Below are 21,198 nucleotides of genomic sequence, written 5' to 3' on the forward strand. Positions count from 1 at the left end.
CTTTTTATGACGTTAAAAGGCTGGCTTTCAGCGCTAACACACGCTTTTCCTTCGTTTTTTGATCCACCAACGCAAAATCACCATTCTCATACGCTAATGAAAATAATTGTTCGATATGAAACACACCTGTCTGAAACCGCCTGCCCAATAAATGCAGTGCCGCAGCAGAGGCGACTTGAGCTGTTGCTTGAGACTCATCATGCCCTTTTATTCCAAGTGCTGCTTGATGAATCTTGTTCCTCTCCATTCCTGTCGCCTCCACTTTCACTGCATATTGATCTGTTCCCATTTGAGCAGATTGAATCATAGAAATGGCTCGTTCCTTGATTTTCGGCACAGTGAGAAGGGACGTCATTCCAAGGCTCCTTGTGACAGCAAATGCCCGCGTTGCCGCGCGAGAATCAAAACAAATCCTTGTTGTCACAGAAGGCACGCTGAGCGTCAAAGGCAATGTCTGCTGATCAGAGAAGGGGAACTGATAGGCTTGCCGCTTTCCAAGTTTCACACCAAAATCTATACGCTTGCCTCCAGTAAAGCTTTTGACTCTTTTACGCTGATGATGCTCAGTAACCACATAGTCAGTATGGACATTGTCAAGCGTCCATTCAATGGCGGCTTTTCCATGCTGATCACCCAATCCAAGCATAATCCCTATATCTATTTGATTCACTGATGAGAGCATAGATGCTGCTTTCGCTGCCAATAAATTCGTAAGGCCAGGCGCAAGCCCGACGCTGAGTAAAGCCGTTGCACTGGTGTGCTGGTGATCCAGCTTTGCCATCTGTTCCATGTACGCCCCTTTCGCAGAAATATCTATATAATCAATGCCTGACCGCAGAACTGTTTCAGCAAATGACGGATCTTCTTGATCAAGGCACATGATCACCAGTTTTGTTTGATCCACCCAGTCCGAAAATAACGGCTCACTGACATCTAATTGATAGGGAAGAACTTTCCCTTTTGTCTGGCGTGAAAATTTCTCAGCTTTCTCATAGCTTCTGCCTGCCGCTACAATTTGTCCGGGATACACTTCGCTTAACTGAAGACATATTTGCTGTCCAACATGTCCATAGCCGCCTATCACCATCACCTGTGATCTCATTTCTCATCCGCCTCTCTACGACCTCGCTTGCAAACAAGCCCCTTAATCATTCCTGCCTGAAAATAAGGTCTGATGTCTTCAAATCCTGCTTTGATTAAATGATCTTTTATCTCTTCCTCGGGAACAGGGTGTGTCGCGCTTCCCAGCCTGTCTTTAAAGGACGTAAACACTTCTTTTTCTAGACCTTGCCGCTGCATGAAAAGAGAAAGCATGTGAAGCTCCTGTTGAAATGCTTGGGACTTCATCTCTCCCTGTATAAATGCCAACATAAACGGCGCATCTGGTTGAAGCCTGCGGGAAATCTCTTCTAAAAAGAGCTGGCGCTTTTCTATAAAATGAATGACAAGCAAGCTCACCGCTGCATCGTAAACAGGTTCAGCTGAAACCTTATCTAATGAGGCCTCATGCCATGTGACACGCGCCTCCATCTCAAGCTGTGCAACTCGCTGTTTCGCCATGTCCAGCATAGAAGGTGACGGATCGACCCCTGTGATGAGCCAGCCTTCTTTTCTTTGAAGCATATTGATGATCTCTTCGCCCCCGCCCGCTCCAACAGTCAGGATGCGGGGAGCCGCTCCCTTTAATTCAGTTTCTAATACGTCTATTGTCAACTCATGCAATAGCTGATAACCGGGTACTTTATAGGCAATCGTCGCTGCATATGACTCAGCAACGGGATCGTGCCAATGCTGGTTTCCTTTCATGTCTTTCTCCTCCAGTTCCTTTCCGCTTTACATCGTTTCCTGTACACTAACGGTATGACCTCTTTATTGTAAAAAGAGACACCAGAAAACACGATCCCTAAAAGTGGGGATTTTTGAGGAGGAGATCATGTGACCAATCCAGCCACTCATTTTCAGCAACTGAGACAACACATTCGGGACGAGCTTGCTGCCGTCCTTGATTTTGATGCCGCCTGTATCACGACCATTGATCCAGCCACTCTCCTCTCGACAGGGTCCTTCACAGATGAACCGATTGAAGACATTCATGACCAACTGTTTCAAAATGAGTTCTTAAAAAAGGACGTACATCAGCATGAGTCTCTAGCCAAAGGCCCCGTTCATGCTGCGAGCCTAGTCCAAAGCGGAGAATACCTTAGCAGTGAGCGCTACCAAGACATTTTGTTACCTAAAGGATGGTCTGATGAATTGCGGGCAGCTCTTGTGATTCAAGGAGAATGCTGGGGCATTGCCAGCCTCTATCGTCTAAAGAACAAGGAACCTTTTCAAGAACAAGATATTCGAGCGGTCATCGAACAAACGCCTAGACTCGCAGCCAAGCTGAGAGATGAACTTTTCAGGAAAAGAGATACCGAAGAGGACGCGGCGGCGGAGCAGCAAGGCTTCCTCATTCTCTCGCACGATTACAACCTTCTTTATGGAAATGAGACGGGTCTTCATTGGCTTCAGACGTTTCAAGCCTTTGAACAAATCCATGACAGGGCGGTTATGCCGCGCCCGTTTAGAGCATTAGGGGCAAAACTTTTATACGGCGGCATCGACCAAACAGCGGCAAGCATGACGAGATTGCCTACGGGGCTGTTCCTCTCGCTTCAAGCATTTCGATTAGCGCAGGCAGCCGGTCAGGAAGAGGCTGTCATGATTCACATCAAGAGAGCCCAAACCAATGATATTCTTCCTTATGCGGCAAAAACGTACAAGCTGACAGAAAGAGAGATGAACGTCCTTGACTGCTTATTAAAAGGACAGTCTACAAAGGAAATTGCCAGCACTTTATTTATTTCAACCCATACCGTCCATGATCATGTGAAGGCGATGCTACAAAAGACAAATTTGAGCAGCAGACGGATGCTTGTTTACTTTTTCTCTCACATATAAAAAAGCGGCTACCTCACTGGTAGACCGCTTTTTCGTTTATTTCCCTAAAACTAACTCATGCAGGACATGTGCAACGCCGGCTTCATTATTGGACTTTGTCACAACATCCGCTACTGCTTTGACATCATCAATGGCATTTCCCATGGCAACACCACAGCCCGCAAATTCCAGCATCGATACGTCGTTCCCATTGTCACCAACGGCCATGACCTCTTCACGAGCAATCCCCAGCTCTTTCGCTAGAAGCTTCACGGCATTCCCTTTGCTGACTTCAGGATGCAGGATTTCAAGGAAGAAATCTGTACTTTTCACCATCATGTACTTGTCTTTTACTTCAGATGGAATGGCTTGTATCGTCTTTTCCAACCGTTCTGGCTGATCAATATACATCATCTTCGGCAGTCTCATTGAAGGGTCTGCCTCTTCAACAGGTAAATATTTAAGCGGCAGCTTTGTTAAATAAGATTCAAGTACTGTGTACTCACTAATATCACGATTCGGTGTGTACAAATGAGCGGAATCGAAATAATGCATCGGTGTATCGAGCTCACGGCTCAGCTTATATAAAGAAGTTAAATCCTCATAGGATAACGTCAGTTCTGACACCACTTCATTTGTGTGACTGTTTTGGACGAGCGCCCCATTATAGGCAATCACATAATCTCCCTCTTGATTGAGCTGGAGATCATCTAAATAGCGATTCACTCCGCCAATAGGCCGTCCTGTACATAACACAATTTTAACGCCCTCTGCTTTCGCCTGTTGAATGGCTTCAAACACCTCATCCGGCACCATATGTTGATCATTTAATAACGTACCATCCATATCAATTGCAACTAATTTATACATTCACTGGTCCCCTTTTCTCAGCAAAAAACGTGCTGCACTATTTTGAGCCATCATCTATATGATGACAGGTTATATCATTACTATTTACCTATTTTAGCCTATCGTTTTTTCATCACGCTGTCTACTTGTTCTCACTGTAACAAAATTGTCATATGCCTTCTCTATTATATCGTATTCTATTCATCCTGCTTTAAATAGAGTTTCTACCCTTTTCCAACAGGGAAATGAAGACAAATGTTCACCACTGAATATTTTGAAACTAGCAAATCTAATTGTATGATGGATAGCAAAGAAAGGAGGTGCAGGGAATGCTTACGTTTACTAGAGGTAAATTGTCAAAAATGTCTGGTGTGCATATTGAAACCATTCGTTTTTATGAAAATGAGGGTGTGCTCCCCGAACCAAAGAGAGCACATAACGGCTATCGTTTATATGATAAAAAATATGTACTCATGCTATCCTTTATCACAGAAGCAAGAAAGCTAGATTTCTCACTCAAAGAAATTCGTGAAATTATTAAATCGCTATTTGAAAAACAATCAAAGACAGAAGCTGAACAGCTGCTCGAACAAAAAGTTGAGGATATTCAACACTCCATTCAAGAGTTAAAGAAGAGGAAAGCTGCCATTCAATTATTAACAAAACAAACATTAGCGAACATCAGCTAATTGTAAGGGTTGCCAAAGATGTGCCAGTGTTTGCCACTGGCGCCCCTCTACGCCCAGGTCTCAAGTGCGCGTACGATTCAAACATCAGTTATACTAGAGACAGCTTTACTTGATATCAAACGAGTGGAAGGGGTTTTGAATAGAATGAACATTGCAACCATTGGAACAGGTGTGATTGTGGAAAGCTTCTTGCAAGCGATTGAACAGCTTGATGGCGCTTCTTGTCATGCCGTCTATTCAAGAAAGGAAGCAACGGCAAAGAAGCTCGCAGACCAATTTGGTGTAAAAACGACTTATACGGATTTAACGGCTATGCTAGAAGATCCAAACATTGACGCTGTTTATATTGCATCACCGAATCGATTACATAGCGAGCATGCCACGGCTGCATTAAGAAACGGAAAACATGTGATTTGCGAAAAGCCTTTCACCTCTAATGTCAAAGAGCTGGAAGCCTTAATCGCACTCGCAAAGGAAAAGCAGCTTCTCCTCTTTGAAGCCATTACGACCGTTCATATGCCAAACTATCATTTAATCAAAAAACACCTTCATCAATTAGGTAAAATCAAACTGGTTCAATGCAACTATAGTCAATATTCAAGCAAATACAATCAGCTGCTAGCCGGCGAAACGCCAAATGTCTTTAACCCTGAATTCTCAGGAGGAGCGTTGATGGATATTAATATCTATAATGTACATTTCATCATGAATCTCTTCGGATCACCGGAACAGATCCGCTACCAGGCAAACCGTCATCCCAATGGCATCGATACATCTGGTGTTTTGACTTTCACCTACAATGATTTCATTGCGACAAGTGTCGGCAGTAAGGATACAAGCAGCATGAATTTTGCATTGATTCAAGGAGAAAAGGGCTTCATTCATGTGAAAAATGGGGCGAATGGCTGTGAGGAAGTGCTGCTCCATGTGAATGACCAGGTGATCTCACTTAATGCACAAACAAATTCAAACCGCCTGTTTTATGAAGCAGAGGCTTTTCAGCACATCATTGAAACAAATAATCATGAACAGTGCTATGCATGGCTTGATGAGAGTCTTTCTGTGATGAAAGTCCTTGATGCTGCAAGAAATGATGCAGGTATTGTTTTCCCAGCAGATCAATTTTAATGATAAAAACCGCCTTCTACACGAGAGGGCGGTTTCTGACAATTAAATACTCTTTGAATACGCCACAAGACGCTGAGACATGTGATTCACTTCATCGACTGCAGCATTTACTTGCTCTGTTAAAGCAGCCTGTGTTTGCGTAAGAGCTGTCATATTCGAGATATTTTCAAGAATTTCATCAATTTGCGTTTTCATTTCCGTCAAGCTAGATTCGATATTCTCCGTTGCATTGGCACTATGAAGCGCCAGCTTACGCACTTCATCTGCAACGACCGAGAATCCTCGTCCCTGCTCACCAGCTCTGGCCGCTTCAATCGCAGCATTTAGACCAAGCAGGTTCGTTTGGTTCGCTACTTCTTTAATCAAGTCAGAAATATTTTTCGTCTCATCTGCACTATTTTTTGCTAAGTGTGCGGCAGACGTTGACTGCTCTTGAGCGACAGCCAGCTCCTGCGCTTGATTTGTCACAGAGCTAATGCCTGATACCATTTCGCTGATTGAACTTGAAAGCTGTTCTACTTGTGAAGCCATTTCATCGGCTGTTTTCTCTTTGTTTTTTTCTAACGTGATGTCACGAATAGTTCCAGCCACACGAAGAGGAACACCTTTTTCATCACGAATGGTTTCACCACCGGCATGATACCAGCGATACTCGCCATTTTTACTCTGCAATCTGTAATCAATATCAAATGGTGTGCGTCCAGAGTGATCATTTAAATGATCTGCAAAGGCTTGGAGAGCTTTTTCTTGATCCTCAGGATGCAGGCGGTCGCTCCAGCTGCTTAATACGTTCGGGAAATCCTTTTCGTCTGTAAAACCAAGCGTTTTTCTGAACTGCGGGGACCACCAGAACTCATTGTATGGATTGACTGGATCGCCGGCCTCTACGACCATGTCCCAAGGAGCTTCCACAAGCGCACGGTTGATCAAATCATATCTCGTCACGAATGCTTGCAGTTCTTCTTCTTTTAATTTCTGATCATGAATATCAAAAAGAGCTCCCGCCACACGAAGAGGGACACCATTTCGATCACGAATAGTCGTGCCAGTTGCTTTGAACCAGCGATAATCTCCGTTTTTCAACTTCAAGCGATATTCGATATCATATGGTGTACGTCCCGAATGATCCAATAAATGCGAAGAGAATGCATTTAAGGTATATTCTTGTTCATCCGGATGGATTCGAGATGCCCAGCTGTCTAAAACATTTGGAAAATCGTGCTCATTTTGAAAGCCGAGCATTTTGCGGAAATCATCCGTCCATGTGAACTCATTTTTTGGATTGACCGGATCTCCAGCGATCACGACCATATCCCATAAACCAACTTGAATGGCTTTTGTCACTAAATTCATACGCATTTGAATATCTTCATTAACTTCCTGCATCTTTTGCAAAGCTTCATTTATTTGGGCTACTGCTTCAATCGTTTGACTTGAAGAGAATGCAGCAGTATCTATTCTTGCTGAAAGGTCTCCCTTCTCAATTCGTTCTACTAATCGACTGCTCTCATTTAAAAGGGTTCCCGACGATGAATCATTTGCTTTTCTCATAAACATCTTTCATAACTCCTTTCATTTCTTCATGCTTTTTTGAAATATTTTACAGTTATAAACAATTCTTTATTAGGACTTTAGTAATACAGTTGATATATCGACAAAAACTGAAAATTGTTTATGTCAGAATGAAGGCAAATGTTCATTTTTTCACGAAGTTTCAGATTTTGGGGATGGGTCATAGAAAGGACTTATGGAAGAAAACGGCTCATTTGATAGAATCAACCGACTTTTTTGTCTGAAAAATCTCTTTTTTTATATTGACACTGACGTCCCGAAAAAAGAAAATGGAACATAAGCATTTTTAAAAAAGGAGAACGTCATGAGCGCGAATCAGGAACAACAAGAATTAAAAAAGCTTTTATCACCGCGTCACATTCGCATGATTGCATTGGGCGGGGTCATTGGTACAGGAATCTTTAAAGGAAGTGCCGATACAATCGGTTTAGCAGGTCCTGGGGTCATCTTTTCCTATGTATTTGCTGGATTATTATTGCTCATCGTAATGGCAGCCTTAGCTGAAATGGCGATTGTCTATCCTGGAAATAACCTTCGCGACCTGATACAGATTGCGCTTGGTCAACGTTTTTCATTTGTTGTCGGCTGGGTTTACTGTTTCATGTGGCTCACTGTGTGTGTCATCGAGATTATTGCGGCAGGCAGCCTGCTTCAATACTGGTTACCGAACGTGCCGCTATGGTCACTATGTTTACTCTGCTCTCTCTTAGTCATTGGAATTAACTTAAATAATGTAAAATACTTTGGTGAAATTGAGTTTTGGTTCGCTGGAATGAAGATTTTCGTTATTATTGTGTTTATTATTCTTGGTGCAGCTCTATTATTTGGGATCATTCCGAACGAACAAAGCACATCTGCACTCACCAACTATCAAAACTTCGTCCCGAACGGATGGGGTGCGATCTTTGCCTCTTTATTAGTTGTTATTTTCTCTTATGGGGGCTCTGAATTGATCGGGCTGACCATTACAGAAACAAAGGATGCCGAAAAGGTCTTACCTGGTGTTGTTAAAAGTATGATGTGGCGTATTATCTTATTTTACACTTTGCCGATTTTGATCATCTGTGGACTCATTCCTTGGAATCAAATTGATCCAAATAACAGCCCATTTGTTCAAGTCTTTTCAGCAGCCGGTATGCAAGGCGCCTCTCACTTCATTAATTTCGTATTGATTACAGCCGTTCTATCGGCGGCCAATTCTGGCATTTATGGCACGACGAGAATGATGCATTCTCTCTCTAAATCAGATGGCGGTCCGAAAAAACTGGCACAGGTCAACAAAAGAGGCGTACCCATTTTGAGTTTATGGGTGACCGTTCTGTTTCTTCTCATCGGAACATTCTTTGCTTACTTATACCCAGAGCAAATTTTCAGTTATATGCTGGCTATTCCTGGTTTTGCTGTTTCACTCATTTGGATTAGCATTTGCATGGCACATCTGAAACTTCGCCCGAAATATCCACAGGAGCCTTATTTTAAGGTGTGGCTGTTTCCGTATTTGACTTTATTTGCAGGTCTTGTACTAAGTGTGAGTTTTGTGATGTTTCTATTCAGACAAGAAAACTTGCCTAGCTCGATTATCAGCATCGGTTTCTTAGTCGCAGCCATCATCGCTTCATTCTTAATGAAAAAGAAGGCTTAAACGCTAAAACCCGCCATTGAGGCGGGTTTTTTCATGAACTACTGTCTTCTTTCACTTCAAAATCAACCGACGCTTTTGGGATACCGTTAATGATAATCGATAAAGTATGAGTCCCCTCATAATGTTTTCTCGTCGTCATATTTTGAAAAGACTGTGACCTGACGAATTCTCTATGTAACGTTGCGTCTGTTTCAAACTCTGTGATTTTAAATACCTTTTGATTGCGGGTCCCCCGAGCTTTGACGTAGTCTATGGCATACTCTACACGCAGCTTTAGCGGCTTATCGGCTTGTAGGGTAAAATGAAATGTCATTTTCTCACCGATCCGAATAGGGTTTTGTATGATCTTCAAATCAGTTACCTGAACGGATGGATCGTCCCCATAGCCAAATAACGCCATAATATCTGGATCTCCTTTTTTGAGTAAGGTACGAGATGCATGTTTGACAATCCAGTTCGTATGTTTGTTGGTTCCATACCAGCTTTGAACCGTCTGTTTCATCATATCTGGCTGAATTGCAGAAATATCATTTAAATGATTCGCTACACTTTTTTGCACATACCGCGACGGGTCTGCCTTCAAGTTTTCCAAAATGGGCAGCGTGACCGAAGGATTCTTTTTAAGCGAAGGGACAGATAAGCCCCATGGCAGACGCGGTCTGCAGCCTTCACTAGCCAGCCTCCGCAAATGCTCATCTTGATCCTGAGACCATACGAGCATTTGCGCCAGCATTTTGTCCTGATCTTGAATCAGAAATGGCCGAACGGCAAATTCAGAAGTGGAAAAGGGTGTGAAGAATTCGAGCGCCTTGATCGAGAGGTCCCAGTGTGCAAGGCCGTACGTCTCGACGTAGTCTGGAAATACAAGCGCACTAAGTCCTGAAAAATGCGGGGCTGCCTGACGCAGTACCTCAATTGCCTGCTCATAATCCTCTGGTAGACAGGCATGCATCGATTCAGTGACTCGTCTCATCCGTCCTTTTAACTCAAGCTGCTGCCAATCCTCTTGAAATACGAGCCGCTGGAATGGCTCAGCATCAAATACAGTTGAAGCCTGCGTAAGTTTCTCCGCTAATTCTTGTATAAATAATTCATTGTACACATGTTTTAATGGTTCGATCGTGTCCACCTCCCACATTTCAATATCATTATTTTACCCCAATCTGAAGAAAGTGGTATTAAAAAGAGCCCAATTCCAAAGAACTAGGCTGTTGTTCGCTATATAAACATATTAATGATCATAATAAATGCAATGGCACTAACGGAAATGATCGTCTCCATAGCCGTCCATGTCAAAAACGTCTCTTTAATGGTCATACCAAAATACTCCTTGATCAGCCAAAAACCAGAGTCATTGACGTGAGATAAAATTAATGAACCTGCTCCTGTTGCTAACACAAGCAGCTCCCTGCTCACATCAGGCATAGTTGCAGCAATTGGTGCTACAATACCTGCTGCCGTCATCATGGATACCGTCGCAGATCCTGTTGCCACACGAATCACTGCAGCAATCAGCCAGCTAAGCAAAATCGGTGAAATCGGCGAGTGTTTGGCTACATCTGCAATATAATCACCGACACCTGAATCAATGAGCACATTATTGAAAGCTCCTCCTGCTCCAATGACAAGCAAGATGGAAGCGATCGGACCTAAGCACTCATTACTAAAGGAAAGCACCCGGTCACGGCTCATTCCTTGCATAAAGCCAAGACTGAAAAATGAATAAACTGTTGCAATCAGCAGTGCTGTTATTGGATCTCCGATGTACTTGAATATCTGGAACCACATATTGTCCTCTGGTAAGATAATGTCCGCCAATGTGGCAAGAAGCATCAGAATCACTGGCACCAATATGGTAAACATCGTATTCGCAAAGCCGGGGAGCCTTCGATCTTCATTTCGTTCAGTGAATTGCTTTCTCAGCATCTCCGGAACGGGTTTATGTATCCGTTTTCCAATCCACTTACCGTACAGCGGGCCAGCAATAATCGCTGTCGGCAATCCCACAATAATAGAGAAGAAAATGGTTTTCCCCACGTTGGCATGATAGATGCCAACGGCTGCCATTGCCGCTGGATGAGGCGGGACTAGCCCATGCACAACAGACAAGCCAGCGATTAACGAGATCCCAATGGTCACGAGCGAGATGCCTGTTTCAATGGCAATTGTAAAAAGTAAAGGAATGAGAAGAACGAAACCGACCTGGAAAAAGACAGGTATCCCCACGATAAAAGCAACAAACATCATTGCCCAATGCACATTCTTCGTCCCAAACCGGCCGATTAAAGTTTGAGCTATTCGCTCTGCTCCCCCTGATTCAGCCATCATTTTCCCAAGCATGGTACCAAGCGCTAGAACAATGGCCAGCAATGATAACGTATTGCCTAATCCCGTTTTAATCGATTGAATGATTTCCTGCAAATCCATCCCCGTCGCAAAGCCCACTAGCATCGAAGTAATAATTAAGCTCACAAATGGATTCAACTTAACGACTGTAATGAGAATGAGTAAAAGGACAATCGCCGCAATCACGATGAATAAAAGCATGTTCTCCCACCTTTTCCCTGATGTTTAACGATTTTGTTTTAATTGCAGCGCACTAATGACATCAAATTCATCCTTCAGTTTGTCGTAGAGGCGCTCATATAAATAAAACAGCTCTATGTAAGTTTCATTGTTCTTCATATTAGGTTCATGACGAGCAGAGATTCGAATCCACTCTTGAACCTCTTCTATCTCTTCCATATGACCTAAACTATAAAGTGCAAGGACAGCCGCCCCCAGTGCTGACGCCTCGTAGCTTTCTGGAACAAGCACTTCTCTACCCATCGTATCCGCTAAAATTTGCCGCCACAGCGGAGATCGTGCAAATCCGCCCGAAGCTCTGACATCCTTTGCTGAACCGGTTAAATCTCTTAAGGCAACACCGATCGAGAAAACACTCATAATGACGCCTTCTAACACAGCTCTAATAAAATGCTCCCGCTTATGCTGAAGACCGATTCCAAAGAAGGTGCCTCTCGCATTTGGATTCCAATAAGGTGCCCGCTCACCTGATAAAAATGGCAGAAACAGCAGACCCTCAGAACCAGCTGGAACCTTTTCCGCGATATCCATCATCAGATCGTAAGGGTCCACACCTAGACGCTTTGCTACCTCCACCTCTGATGACCCGAATTCATCCTTCAGCCATCTCAGCATGATCCCGCCATTATTGGTCGGTCCTCCTACAACCCAATGCTTATCTGTCAGGGCATAGCAGAACGTTCTTGATTGCTCATCTGTAATTGGTTTGTCTACAACCGTACGGACAGCACCGCTTGTCCCAATCGTAACAGCCACCTCTCCTTTGCCAATCGCACCCACACCTAAATTCGCTAGAACGCCATCATTCGCACCAATGACAAATGGTGTATCTTCTTTAATGCCCATGCGCAGTGCAATCTCTGGCTGAAGTCCTTTCAGTTGATATGTCGTTGGGACAAGTTCAGATAGTTGACAGGCTTCAATTCCAGCAATACGAAGCGCCTTCTCATCCCATCGAAGCGTTTCCAATTGGAACAGTCCCGTTGCTGAAGCGATTGAATAATCGACGACATACTGACCGAAAAAATGATAAAGAATATATTCTTTGATCGAAATAAATTTTGCTGCCTTCTTGAAGACTTCAGGTGCCATTTCCTTGATCCAACGTATTTTTGAAAGCGGTGACATTGGATGGATCGGAGTACCTGTCCTTTTATAAATGTGGAATCCATCCATATCTGATTTAATTCGTTTCGCTTGTTCTGCACTTCTGTTATCTGCCCAAATGATACTGTTCGTTAGCGTCTTTCCATCCTGATCCATCACAATTAAGGAATGCATCGCTGTACTGATCCCGATGCCTATAAGATTTTCTTCATCAAATGCTGCTTCCGTCAATGCACCTCTTACACTCGCAATGACGGCTTCTAATATCTTCTCAGGGTCCTGCTCAACCCATGCTGGCTGGGGCTGAATGAGCTCATAAGGAACTGAATGCTTCGCTAATACCTTCCCCTGAGGTCCAAACAGAACCGCCTTTGTACTTGTTGTTCCAATATCCAAACCAATTACCGCCTGGTTCCCCTTCATCTGTATCACGCCCAATCATTGATTTGAAGTCACATATGTAGTTTTTGAATTGCCTGTTAGATCCCATTATAAAAATAATTTTTTCGACATTCAACGACCGAAAAGAAAATTATTTTCACTAAAAAGCTCACAATCGTTACCACATCAGCATTTTTCATTATCAGAAAAATTTATTTTTGGAATCATTACACTCTTTTTTGTGAAATGGTTTCTCGCATTTGCTTTAAATTTGTTATTGTTTCCTGCTGCCTTAAGTGAGCAAGTGCAAAATATAGAACGTCAATGACCGTCAGCTGCGCAAGTCTTGCGGACATCGCTTCTGTTCGAAAAGCCGTTTCTTGTGTTGCAGTATACAACGTGACATCTGCAAGCTGACTCAATGGTGAGCGCTGATAGCTTGTAATACCGATGGTTTTAGCTCCTTTACTCTTTGCTGTTTTCATCGCATCGAGCAAATCTTTATTTCGTCCAGAATGAGATATACCGATCACTGTACTGTGCTGATCAAGAAGACCAGCAGACATCGCTTGAAAGTGAGAATCTGTGTGAACAATACAGTTGATGCCTGTCCTCATAAATTTATGAAAAGCGTCTGTCGCAATGAGCCCAGATCCACCACTTCCATAAAACTCTAAGCGTTTTGCTTCATGAATGATTTGTATGGCTTTTTCTACATCCTCTGGATTCAACAATTGAAAGCTATCCTTTAAAGCGGATATATTCGTCTGAAAAACCTTTTGCATAAAAATAGCCATATCATCATCAAGACTCATTTCTTCATCTACATAATTAGGCTTTGTTTGGTCTATTTCCTGGGCAATAGCAATCTTCAAATCTTGAAAGCCCTCAAATCCAAGCCTTTTACAAAGACGAAAAATCGTTGCCTCTGAGCTTGCAGTTTTTTTCGCAAGCTCGACAATAGATAAATGGATGATGTCGCGGGGCTCACTCGTAATATGCTCTGCAATTGCTTTCAGCTTTGGCGGCAATCCCCTGCTTGCTGCTCGTATTTTTTCAATACTACTTAAACTAACAGAAGCCAATTGACTTCACTCCTCACCCTTATTCATGTGAACGCATACATTTCCTCATGTTCCCATCTTATAAAAAAGAAGCCTGTTTGCACAGACTTCTTTTTTAAGCGTTCATTGTTTTGATCAATAAATCAAAGAAAGCGTCAGCATTTACATCCGTACACACTTGAACGTTGCGCTCTTTCTCCCATTGATGCTGAAAATCACAGATCATCTGTCCATCACAAAACTCACTCTTCGTCTCGACGTCCACATGAAAAGCCTGTGTGCTCACGAGCTGCTTGTCAATGGCAAGACTGACAGCAAGCGGATCATGCATGGCACACGCCCACACACCATTGCGCTCAAAATAGCGCTGACGGTAAATGCTTGTACTCTCTCTAATATAATGGGCCAACGTTTCATTCTGAATCGCTTCGATTCTTTCATCCGTAAGCAAGACCTGTCTCGTGACATCTAATCCCACTTGAGTCAATGAAGGGAACCCTGCATCCAGCACTAACTTTGCCGCTTCTGGGTCTGCATATGTATTAAATTCCGCTACCGGCGTGACGTTCCCCTGTCCCTGCACGACACCACCCATAAAAATGACTTCTTTCACGTGATGAATCAGCTCAGGGCACTTTTTCACTGCAAGAGCTAAATTCGTTAAAGGTCCTGTCAACACAAGCGTAACCTGCTTCGAATACTGCATCACCCGGTCGATGATAAAATCAGGCGCAAAACCAGCATCTGCTTTCTTCTTAGGCTGAGCATCCTTTAAAGCACCGCCAATCCCATCCTCTCCGTGAACCCGATGTTCATAATGGGGCGCTCTTAAAAGAGGGGTTGCTGCACCTTTGATGACAGGAATATCATCTGCCTCAACCAGCTCAAGCACTTTACACGTATTCAATGTAGCCGCATCGACAGACACATTCCCACACACCGTCGTAATCCCCAAGATATCAAACTGCTGACTTTTCACTGCCAGCAAAATCCCAATCGCATCATCAATTCCAGTATCTACGTCCAAGATCAATTTCTTTTTATTTGCCATGATTGAAATCTCTCCCTTATTTGAAAGTGTTGTTAGGGGAATGATAGCATATACCTTTTTAACGATTTGGAGATAATCAGAAGTTGAACACTTGTAATTACTCCTTTTCTCCGATGTCTTTGAGATACTGTTCGCGTTCTTTTTCAGAGAGTCTCTTAAGATAGTTTTCCTTTATTTCAGGCTCATCTTTATATTTATCCCAGTCTTTAAATCGATAAGACAACTCTGGAGAATAGCTCATTGAACCAATTTCCTTAGATTTATGCATTAATGATGCTGAGAAATAAAATTTTTCAGGCTCATCATTTATATAACCATCAACTGTTACATATCCCATTGGACTTATGACTACCTTTTTTTTGAATGTTATTTTCTCTATAAAATGATGGATATCTTTATTTTGTAATCGTTCTTCTATTTTGGATTTCATCTTCTCTGCATACTCTTCTGCTTTTTCTTGATCGCTTTTCTCTTGCACCGCATCATTCGATTGACTTAGCTTATTATGCTCAACGATTAATGAAGTTACTGAGAAAAAGATGATCACAATCAATACAGATACAAGTTTTATTGTATTTTTCATATCTAGCACTTCCACCTTTTTATGAATGAAACATAAAAAAGGCACGTAAATACCTGTTTTACTCTTTTTCTCCAATGTCTTTCAGATACTGTTCACGTTCCTTCTTGGTGAAACTTTTAAGGTAATTTTCTTTTATTTCCGGCTCATCTTTATATTCTTCCCAATCTATGAAGCGGTCGGATAAATCAGAGTCAAAACTCATTGAGCCTATTTTTTTAGCTCTATATTGTAAAGAAGCTGAGAATCCGTACTTCTCCGGTTCATCATTTACATATCCATCAATCGTAATATCTCCCATAGGGTTGATGGTCACATCTTTTTCAAATGTTATGGTTTTGATAAAATGATGAATATCTCTTTTCTGTAAGTGTTCTTCAATCTTGGGTTTCATCTTCTCTGCAAACTCTTCTGCTAATTCTTGATCACTCTTTACTCTTTCTTCCACGCTATTTTCACCCCCCACTTCGTTTGATCCTTTTCTTTTATCAAATTGTAGAATAATTAAAATCACAGAGATAACTATGATGAGAACTAGAATACATATAATTCTAATTACATTTTTCATTTATACAATATCCACCTTTTATTGATATAATACAGCTGTTTTTTGTATAATAAGCTATGGATTTATAATAGCTATTTATACCACTCTATAATATAATTACCAAAGATAAATATTACAGTAGTGTTAATATTGACCACAAAGTCAACTGGATTTAAGCTTACTGACGAAGACTATAAAGAAATATCATCAAAATCTTATGCTATTAAAAATTATAAGAACTATAAAGAGATAGAAATTAGCAATGGTAGAAAAATGTATGTCGTTGACTATAAAGAAACAGGAAAAGGGCTTAACTCACTAACTCTGGTATCAAAAGATGACTTTATTCGATCCGGTAAAGGCAAAGACCTCACCAAAATCAAAAACGCAGTCATCGCCTACCGCGGGTCAGAACCGATTGGCGCTGGCCAATATAAAGATACCATTAAAAAACATGGAAAAAAAGAGTCAGATGATCTTCTTTCTACCATTTTGACGAAGCTGCCTCCTTTTCGTCAGTCACAGACGTCAAAGGAAGTCACGACGAAGGTGGCGACAGGGACAACGACCTATACAAATGAGATTGTGCAAGATTGGCTGATATCAGATACAAAGTATTTGATTAAGAATATTCCCTTTGAACATGGTGCAGAGAATCAAATGGTTCAAGCGGATCGTTATGCGAAAGAAATACATAAGAAAATGCCAAATGCCAAGATGTATGTGACAGGGCATTCACTTGGCGGGTCGAATGCGTCCTATGTTCTTGTTAAAAATGATTTTATTAAAGGCGGGGTCACCTTTGAGAATCCGAATATTTACCCCAATCTATCGGATGGCCTCCAAGCCAAAGCATTAAAAGGTGATTACCGCAGTAGATTAACAGAATATATCAATCTCAATGACGGGCTTTCTCTTTTAAATCGACATACGACAGAAATCGGTCGTGTGAAAGTGATGTATGATGCCGCTTTACCTGAAGGCGTCGATTACTCCGAGGATTCCTCCAAAGCCGTCCAATTCATGAAAGATCTCCTCAATCGGGCAATGAGTGTGAATCCTTCACTGGATGCGAATTTATTCCTTGAAGCCCTCGCCGGCAGCCATGGCTTAGATCGGTATGCCTTTTCATCAGATGGCTCCGTTGAAACCATTGATGATATGTTGAAAAAAAACCCTTCTCTCACTGCCGCCATGTTACATCAATTGAGTCAGTCGAATGTTCACCCGCAAAGTGTGGTGGCGATTTTAATCAAGTCGCATGTTCTCATGAACACAGGTCGTAAATTCTCGACATATGCCGAGCACCATATACAGCAAATCATTCGCAAAATCGAGAAACTCGATGACAAAGTGGATCAATCGGTAGAACGAGTTCGTTCGAGATACAAACAAATTGTCGGTTTTGGTTCGTATGACCAGCTGACGGCATCAGATGTGGATGCTGTAATTCGCCACTTAAAAACAGAGGGACTTGAGAATGAGTTCTATTCCGTCAAAGAGTATGATACAGCGATTGATAGCGCGATGAATATAAAAAGGTGGCTGGACTCAATATCAGATGATATGAGCCAGCTAGGAAAAGAATACCATGATGCAGATACAGCCCTGGCAAAGAATATGGGCATTTCTTAAGGAGAACGAGGAATGGAATTTTCAAAGAAACAACCAACAGATGCAGACCGTTTTTTGCAACGAATGACAGATACGCATACATCAAGCTCCGTCTTTTCTCAAACAAACTTTCACACTGAAGACATGACACCAGCAGAGCTGGCTGCTTTGAAAGCAAAGATCAAAGAAGAGCAGAAAACAGCGCTAATCAGAGCCATCCGGCATCAGCTTCAACATGAATTTGCAGAAGACCGCCAAGAAGCGGGAAAAATTTTAGATCTAATTGTTGAACTTCAGAACAAAGTGTATAAACATCAAAAGCGCATCCATACGCATATGTCAGGACAAGCCATTGACGCCTTAACAGAGAAAATCGAGCAAAGACTCAAGTTTTACGAACTGAAAGAAGATGTTCAATCCGCCATCGACTCGATTGGCATTTAGATGAACCTTCCGTCCGATGAATCTTTTCCTCGTCTCACTCGTATATACTAAAAGAGTGATTGATTTGAAAGGAGATCTGTTTGTGGGATATATTTTGTTGTTTTCGGTTGTGATCGGTCTTGTCTTGACCCTCTTGCTCACACCACTCAAGTTGATCGTTAGAAAGAAAGGGACAGAACAGCAGGTTCCGCTAATGTGGATTGCAGGCCTTGCTTTGCTGTTCATGGTCGGTATTTTTGTTTTCTATTATATGACCAATTTGGATCGTAACCCTTCATCCCTCTGGTTGATTGGACTTGTTGTGACAGCAGCAGGCGCCTTTTTGTCAGTTGGATTGGAGCGTAAGATCAAAGGCGTGCTGTTTCTTATTTTATTACTGCTCGGTGTTTATATGGCGACAGCTTTTCTATTCAATGCGAATGAGAAATTTGATGTCTCCAAAATGGATCAAAAAGTCGAAATCAAAGCGTTTGATGAGACGGAAACACCTGCAAGTGTCCCGCCTCAATTTGCTCGGAACAAAATGAAGAAATCGTTCGGACAGGTTCCGAACACAAGCTACTATGAGCTTGGCAGCCTGCAAATCCAGAAGGTCAACGGTGAGTATGTGTACATCGCCCCAGTGGAATTCTCGGATTTCTTTAAATGGATTCGTTCAGGGAGTACGCCGGGTTACTTTACATTAAGTGCGACCGACTCATCTGCCAATCCAAAGTTTGTGAAAACAGAGATGGTTTACACACCTTCCTCTTATTTCAACAAAGAAATTGAACGTCATATTCGCCTTCAATACCCTGATTTGATTTTCTACGGCGACACACAGCTGGAAATCAATGATGACGGAAAGCCTTATTACATTCGCACGTATGGCGATTTTATCTCTGCCCGTAACGGCTTTAAAGCTTCCGGTGTGGTCGTTGTTGATGCCAAAACAGGTGCAACGAAGAAATATGCTCTAGATCAAGTACCTGCTTTTATTGATGGTGCTGTTTCACCAGAAGCGGTCAGTCTGCAAAACAGTTATTTCGGAAACTATATTCACGGGTTCTGGAACAGTATGTTTGGAAAATCAGATGTGAAGCTGCCTTCAGATGAAGGAACAGAAGCCAATGTGAGTCCAGTGTTTGATGCAAAAGGAGATATGTACTACTTCACAGATTTCACAAGTCCGAAAGAGGGCGTTGATTCGATGCTTGGATATGCCCTGACAAATGCCCGAACAGGAAAAGCGACTTATTATACCGGAAATCTTGAAGCGTCCTACATGGATTCTCAAGGCGCTCTGCAAATTATCGAGAAACGTTTCATCGAGAAGAAATGGAAAGGCCGCATGCCGATTCTCTATAATTTCTATGGAGAAGCCAGCTGGCTCACACCAGTTCTCGATTCAAATGGCTTCCTGCAAAACTACTTTATCGTTTCGGCAGCCAATCCTGAAATCGCTGCGTACGCTTCAACACCAAACGAAGCACTGAGAGCCTATAAGACAGCTCTGCAAAAAGGCGGCGGTACCGTTAACAGTTCCTCTAAGCAGGAAAAGAAAGAAACTACAGGGAAAGTCAAACGAGTCTACAAAGAAAAGACCGGTGATTATACAACCGTCACCTTCCTGCTAGACGATGGGAAAAGCTACACCATGTCATCTGAAAAAGAACCTCTCGTCATTTATTTAAAAGAAGGCGATCAGGTCACCATGAAATACACAGATACGGGTGAAATCTTCCTTCCAGTTGATGAGATCAACATTAAAGGGTTATAAAAAAGATGCTTCTCCTCAGTAGGAGAAGCATCTTTTCAGATTATTGACAAAGGGCTAAAATGATCTTGATTTTAGCCCTTTGTCTTCTTTTCAGCGTGATAGAAAACCTTTGCAGTCTAGGAAGGGCGAGTACCGGAGCGGAGCGAATTGGACATTCGTGAGCACCGGAGCGAAGACCTGACACCGAATGCGAGGGTTTGTCTACACGCTGAGATGCTTCTCCTATTGAGGAGAAGCGTCTTTTCTCTCTTTCCTTAACAATTCAACAAGCAATTCCTTATTTTTATTTCCCCCTGTCATGGGTGACTCGACATAGGAGAATTTACGTTTGAAATCCATTCCCCTCACAGAAATGACAGCCAATTCACCGCCAATGCTGCCTCGTTGGAGGACATATTTAGATAAAACAGAAAGCCCCATTCCATGAATCACAGCCTCTTTAATCGCTTGATTGCTGCTAAACGTCACAAATGTCCGTGCTTTCAGTCCATTTGATTTCAGGACGTGCTGTAAGTATTCTCCGGTACCTGATCCCTCTTCTCTCGTGATCCATGTTTCGTTTTGCAATTGATCAATCGTGACATCCTTTTTCTTAGCAAAGGGGTGATCTAATGGCGCGACGATATAGAGCTCGTCTTCTAGAAAAGTTTCTACTGTCAGTTCTTTGTCATTCGTCTGTCCTTCGATCAAACCGATGTCGACATGGAATAAGCGGACATGACTGGCGATCGCCTCTGTGTTATCAATGACTACCTCAATGTCCACATGCGGATAGAGCTGATGAAACTCTGCCAATATTTGTGGCAGCACGTACTCTCCAATGGTAAAACTCGCCCCGATTGTCAGCTTCCCTCTTGCCAGGTGATGATGCTCATAAATATCCTGCTTCGCCTGTTCATATAAACGAATGATTTGTTTTGATCGATGGTACAGCATATCCCCAGTTGGTGTAACAGTTAATTGCTTTGGCGAACGATTCAGCAGAACGGTCTGGAATTCCTGCTCCAAGTTCTTAATATGAAGACTGACACTTGGCTGAGAAATCCGCAGCTTTTGGGCTGCCTTTGTAAAGTTTTTCTCTTCCACAACTGTCACAAATGTCTTCAGTGCATCGTAATACATCGGTCCCTCTCCTATCAGAAATCTTAATCCAAAACCTTTCATATATATATCTTACTAATTCCTTCCCAGTGCGTAAAGATGCGCTTAACTGAAAACAATTTAATAAAAATATTTACTAATTTTTTTAAAGACTCTATACTA

Annotated in this window: 19 protein-coding genes; 7 read left to right on the forward strand and 12 right to left on the reverse strand. The window is 42.3% G+C overall.

All coding sequences use genetic code 11. The features are described 5' to 3' along the window. Positions 1-4: 4 nt before the first annotated feature. Positions 5-1,102 (reverse strand): saccharopine dehydrogenase NADP-binding domain-containing protein, encoded by a 1,098-nt coding sequence (locus NSS78_RS18815; protein WP_327839456.1) that lies wholly within the window; start codon positions 1,100-1,102, stop codon positions 5-7. Further along, positions 1,099-1,806, reverse strand: coding sequence for a class I SAM-dependent methyltransferase (locus NSS78_RS18820; RefSeq protein ID WP_327839455.1), 708 nt, complete (start codon positions 1,804-1,806; stop codon positions 1,099-1,101). The genes NSS78_RS18815 and NSS78_RS18820 overlap by 4 nt, the downstream gene beginning before the upstream one ends. 129 nt (positions 1,807-1,935) lie before the next feature. Between NSS78_RS18820 and NSS78_RS18825 the strand changes: the two genes are divergently transcribed. Beyond that, on the forward strand, positions 1,936-2,943 hold the full coding sequence (locus NSS78_RS18825) for a LuxR family transcriptional regulator (protein WP_212045731.1): 1,008 nt from the start codon (positions 1,936-1,938) through the stop codon (positions 2,941-2,943). 36 nt (positions 2,944-2,979) lie between these two features. Here NSS78_RS18825 and yidA read toward each other — a convergent pair whose 3' ends face one another. Further along, positions 2,980-3,792: a sugar-phosphatase gene (yidA, locus tag NSS78_RS18830; RefSeq protein WP_327839454.1), complete on the reverse strand. Its 813-nt coding sequence runs from the start codon at positions 3,790-3,792 to the stop codon at positions 2,980-2,982. A 308-nt stretch (positions 3,793-4,100) separates the two neighbouring features. Between yidA and NSS78_RS18835 the strand changes: the two genes are divergently transcribed. Then, positions 4,101-4,460 carry a MerR family transcriptional regulator gene (locus NSS78_RS18835; protein ID WP_003215283.1) on the forward strand — a complete coding sequence of 120 codons (360 nt, stop codon included), beginning with the start codon at positions 4,101-4,103 and terminating at the stop codon, positions 4,458-4,460. 144 nt (positions 4,461-4,604) lie between these two features. Then, complete coding sequence (locus NSS78_RS18840) at positions 4,605-5,588, forward strand: Gfo/Idh/MocA family oxidoreductase (RefSeq protein ID WP_212045775.1); 984 nt, start codon at positions 4,605-4,607, stop codon at positions 5,586-5,588. Positions 5,589-5,630: 42 nt separating this feature from the next. Here NSS78_RS18840 and NSS78_RS18845 read toward each other — a convergent pair whose 3' ends face one another. Continuing rightward, a complete protein-coding gene (locus tag NSS78_RS18845) occupies positions 5,631-7,145 on the reverse strand; it encodes a PAS domain-containing protein (protein WP_327839453.1) in 1,515 nt (504 codons plus the stop codon). Positions 7,146-7,464: 319 nt separating this feature from the next. Here NSS78_RS18845 and NSS78_RS18850 point away from each other — a divergent pair, with 319 nt between their 5' ends. Further along, positions 7,465-8,802, forward strand: coding sequence for an amino acid permease (locus NSS78_RS18850; RefSeq protein WP_050944589.1), 1,338 nt, complete (start codon positions 7,465-7,467; stop codon positions 8,800-8,802). A gap of 31 nt (positions 8,803-8,833) precedes the next feature. On the opposite strand, the gene NSS78_RS18855 is transcribed toward NSS78_RS18850, so the two are convergent. The 7 genes from NSS78_RS18855 to NSS78_RS18885 form a co-directional block, all read right to left on the reverse strand. Continuing rightward, the gene (locus tag NSS78_RS18855; RefSeq protein WP_309216097.1) at positions 8,834-9,940 is read right to left on the reverse strand and encodes a DNA alkylation repair protein; all 1,107 of its coding nucleotides are present in this window, start codon (positions 9,938-9,940) and stop codon (positions 8,834-8,836) included. An 80-nt stretch (positions 9,941-10,020) separates the two neighbouring features. Beyond that, positions 10,021-11,349, reverse strand: coding sequence for a GntP family permease (locus NSS78_RS18860; protein ID WP_309216098.1), 1,329 nt, complete (start codon positions 11,347-11,349; stop codon positions 10,021-10,023). A gap of 24 nt (positions 11,350-11,373) precedes the next feature. Then, on the reverse strand, positions 11,374-12,918 hold the full coding sequence (gene gntK, locus NSS78_RS18865; RefSeq protein ID WP_309216099.1) for a gluconokinase: 1,545 nt from the start codon (positions 12,916-12,918) through the stop codon (positions 11,374-11,376). Positions 12,919-13,103: 185 nt separating this feature from the next. Further along, positions 13,104-13,961 (reverse strand): MurR/RpiR family transcriptional regulator, encoded by an 858-nt coding sequence (locus NSS78_RS18870; protein ID WP_044140358.1) that lies wholly within the window; start codon positions 13,959-13,961, stop codon positions 13,104-13,106. A 94-nt stretch (positions 13,962-14,055) separates the two neighbouring features. Continuing rightward, positions 14,056-14,991: a nucleoside hydrolase gene (locus NSS78_RS18875; protein ID WP_268459071.1), complete on the reverse strand. Its 936-nt coding sequence runs from the start codon at positions 14,989-14,991 to the stop codon at positions 14,056-14,058. A gap of 97 nt (positions 14,992-15,088) precedes the next feature. Then, positions 15,089-15,574 carry a DUF1433 domain-containing protein gene (locus NSS78_RS18880; protein ID WP_253621998.1) on the reverse strand — a complete coding sequence of 162 codons (486 nt, stop codon included), beginning with the start codon at positions 15,572-15,574 and terminating at the stop codon, positions 15,089-15,091. Positions 15,575-15,632: 58 nt separating this feature from the next. After that, positions 15,633-16,139 (reverse strand): DUF1433 domain-containing protein, encoded by a 507-nt coding sequence (locus tag NSS78_RS18885; protein WP_050944594.1) that lies wholly within the window; start codon positions 16,137-16,139, stop codon positions 15,633-15,635. A gap of 129 nt (positions 16,140-16,268) precedes the next feature. Between NSS78_RS18885 and NSS78_RS18890 the strand changes: the two genes are divergently transcribed. The 3 genes from NSS78_RS18890 to NSS78_RS18900 all read left to right on the forward strand — a co-directional run bounded on the left by NSS78_RS18890 (position 16,269) and on the right by NSS78_RS18900 (position 19,935). Then, complete coding sequence (locus NSS78_RS18890) at positions 16,269-17,753, forward strand: lipase (RefSeq protein ID WP_309216100.1); 1,485 nt, start codon at positions 16,269-16,271, stop codon at positions 17,751-17,753. 12 nt (positions 17,754-17,765) lie between these two features. Next, positions 17,766-18,176, forward strand: coding sequence for a hypothetical protein (locus NSS78_RS18895; RefSeq protein WP_327839452.1), 411 nt, complete (start codon positions 17,766-17,768; stop codon positions 18,174-18,176). 82 nt (positions 18,177-18,258) lie between these two features. Continuing rightward, the gene (locus NSS78_RS18900; RefSeq protein ID WP_268459066.1) at positions 18,259-19,935 is read left to right on the forward strand and encodes a hypothetical protein; all 1,677 of its coding nucleotides are present in this window, start codon (positions 18,259-18,261) and stop codon (positions 19,933-19,935) included. A 222-nt stretch (positions 19,936-20,157) separates the two neighbouring features. Here NSS78_RS18900 and NSS78_RS18905 read toward each other — a convergent pair whose 3' ends face one another. Then, complete coding sequence (locus tag NSS78_RS18905; protein ID WP_003214942.1) at positions 20,158-21,057, reverse strand: LysR family transcriptional regulator; 900 nt, start codon at positions 21,055-21,057, stop codon at positions 20,158-20,160. Positions 21,058-21,198 lie beyond the last annotated feature (141 nt).

The sequence above is a fragment of the Bacillus sp. FSL W8-0920 genome, assembly GCF_038593215.1.
Classification (GTDB): Bacteria; Bacillota; Bacilli; order Bacillales; family Bacillaceae; genus Bacillus; species Bacillus pumilus.

Bases quoted from the DNA above. Each gene is read 5' to 3' on its own strand.
- NSS78_RS18855 (WP_309216097.1), bottom strand. From the start codon at position 9,940: ATGTGGGAGGTGGACACGATCGAACCATTAAAACATGTGTACAATGAA.
- NSS78_RS18815 (WP_327839456.1), bottom strand. From the start codon at position 1,102: ATGAGATCACAGGTGATGGTGATAGGCGGCTATGGACATGTTGGACAG.
- NSS78_RS18880 (WP_253621998.1), bottom strand. From the start codon at position 15,574: ATGAAAAATACAATAAAACTTGTATCTGTATTGATTGTGATCATCTTT.
- NSS78_RS18885 (WP_050944594.1), bottom strand. From the start codon at position 16,139: ATGAAAAATGTAATTAGAATTATATGTATTCTAGTTCTCATCATAGTT.
- NSS78_RS18850 (WP_050944589.1), top strand. From the start codon at position 7,465: ATGAGCGCGAATCAGGAACAACAAGAATTAAAAAAGCTTTTATCACCG.
- NSS78_RS18840 (WP_212045775.1), top strand. From the start codon at position 4,605: ATGAACATTGCAACCATTGGAACAGGTGTGATTGTGGAAAGCTTCTTG.
- NSS78_RS18860 (WP_309216098.1), bottom strand. From the start codon at position 11,349: ATGCTTTTATTCATCGTGATTGCGGCGATTGTCCTTTTACTCATTCTC.
- NSS78_RS18835 (WP_003215283.1), top strand. From the start codon at position 4,101: ATGCTTACGTTTACTAGAGGTAAATTGTCAAAAATGTCTGGTGTGCAT.
- NSS78_RS18895 (WP_327839452.1), top strand. From the start codon at position 17,766: ATGGAATTTTCAAAGAAACAACCAACAGATGCAGACCGTTTTTTGCAA.
- NSS78_RS18820 (WP_327839455.1), bottom strand. From the start codon at position 1,806: ATGAAAGGAAACCAGCATTGGCACGATCCCGTTGCTGAGTCATATGCA.
- NSS78_RS18905 (WP_003214942.1), bottom strand. From the start codon at position 21,057: ATGTATTACGATGCACTGAAGACATTTGTGACAGTTGTGGAAGAGAAA.
- NSS78_RS18875 (WP_268459071.1), bottom strand. From the start codon at position 14,991: ATGGCAAATAAAAAGAAATTGATCTTGGACGTAGATACTGGAATTGAT.
- yidA (WP_327839454.1), bottom strand. From the start codon at position 3,792: ATGTATAAATTAGTTGCAATTGATATGGATGGTACGTTATTAAATGAT.
- gntK (WP_309216099.1), bottom strand. From the start codon at position 12,918: ATGAAGGGGAACCAGGCGGTAATTGGTTTGGATATTGGAACAACAAGT.
- NSS78_RS18845 (WP_327839453.1), bottom strand. From the start codon at position 7,145: ATGTTTATGAGAAAAGCAAATGATTCATCGTCGGGAACCCTTTTAAAT.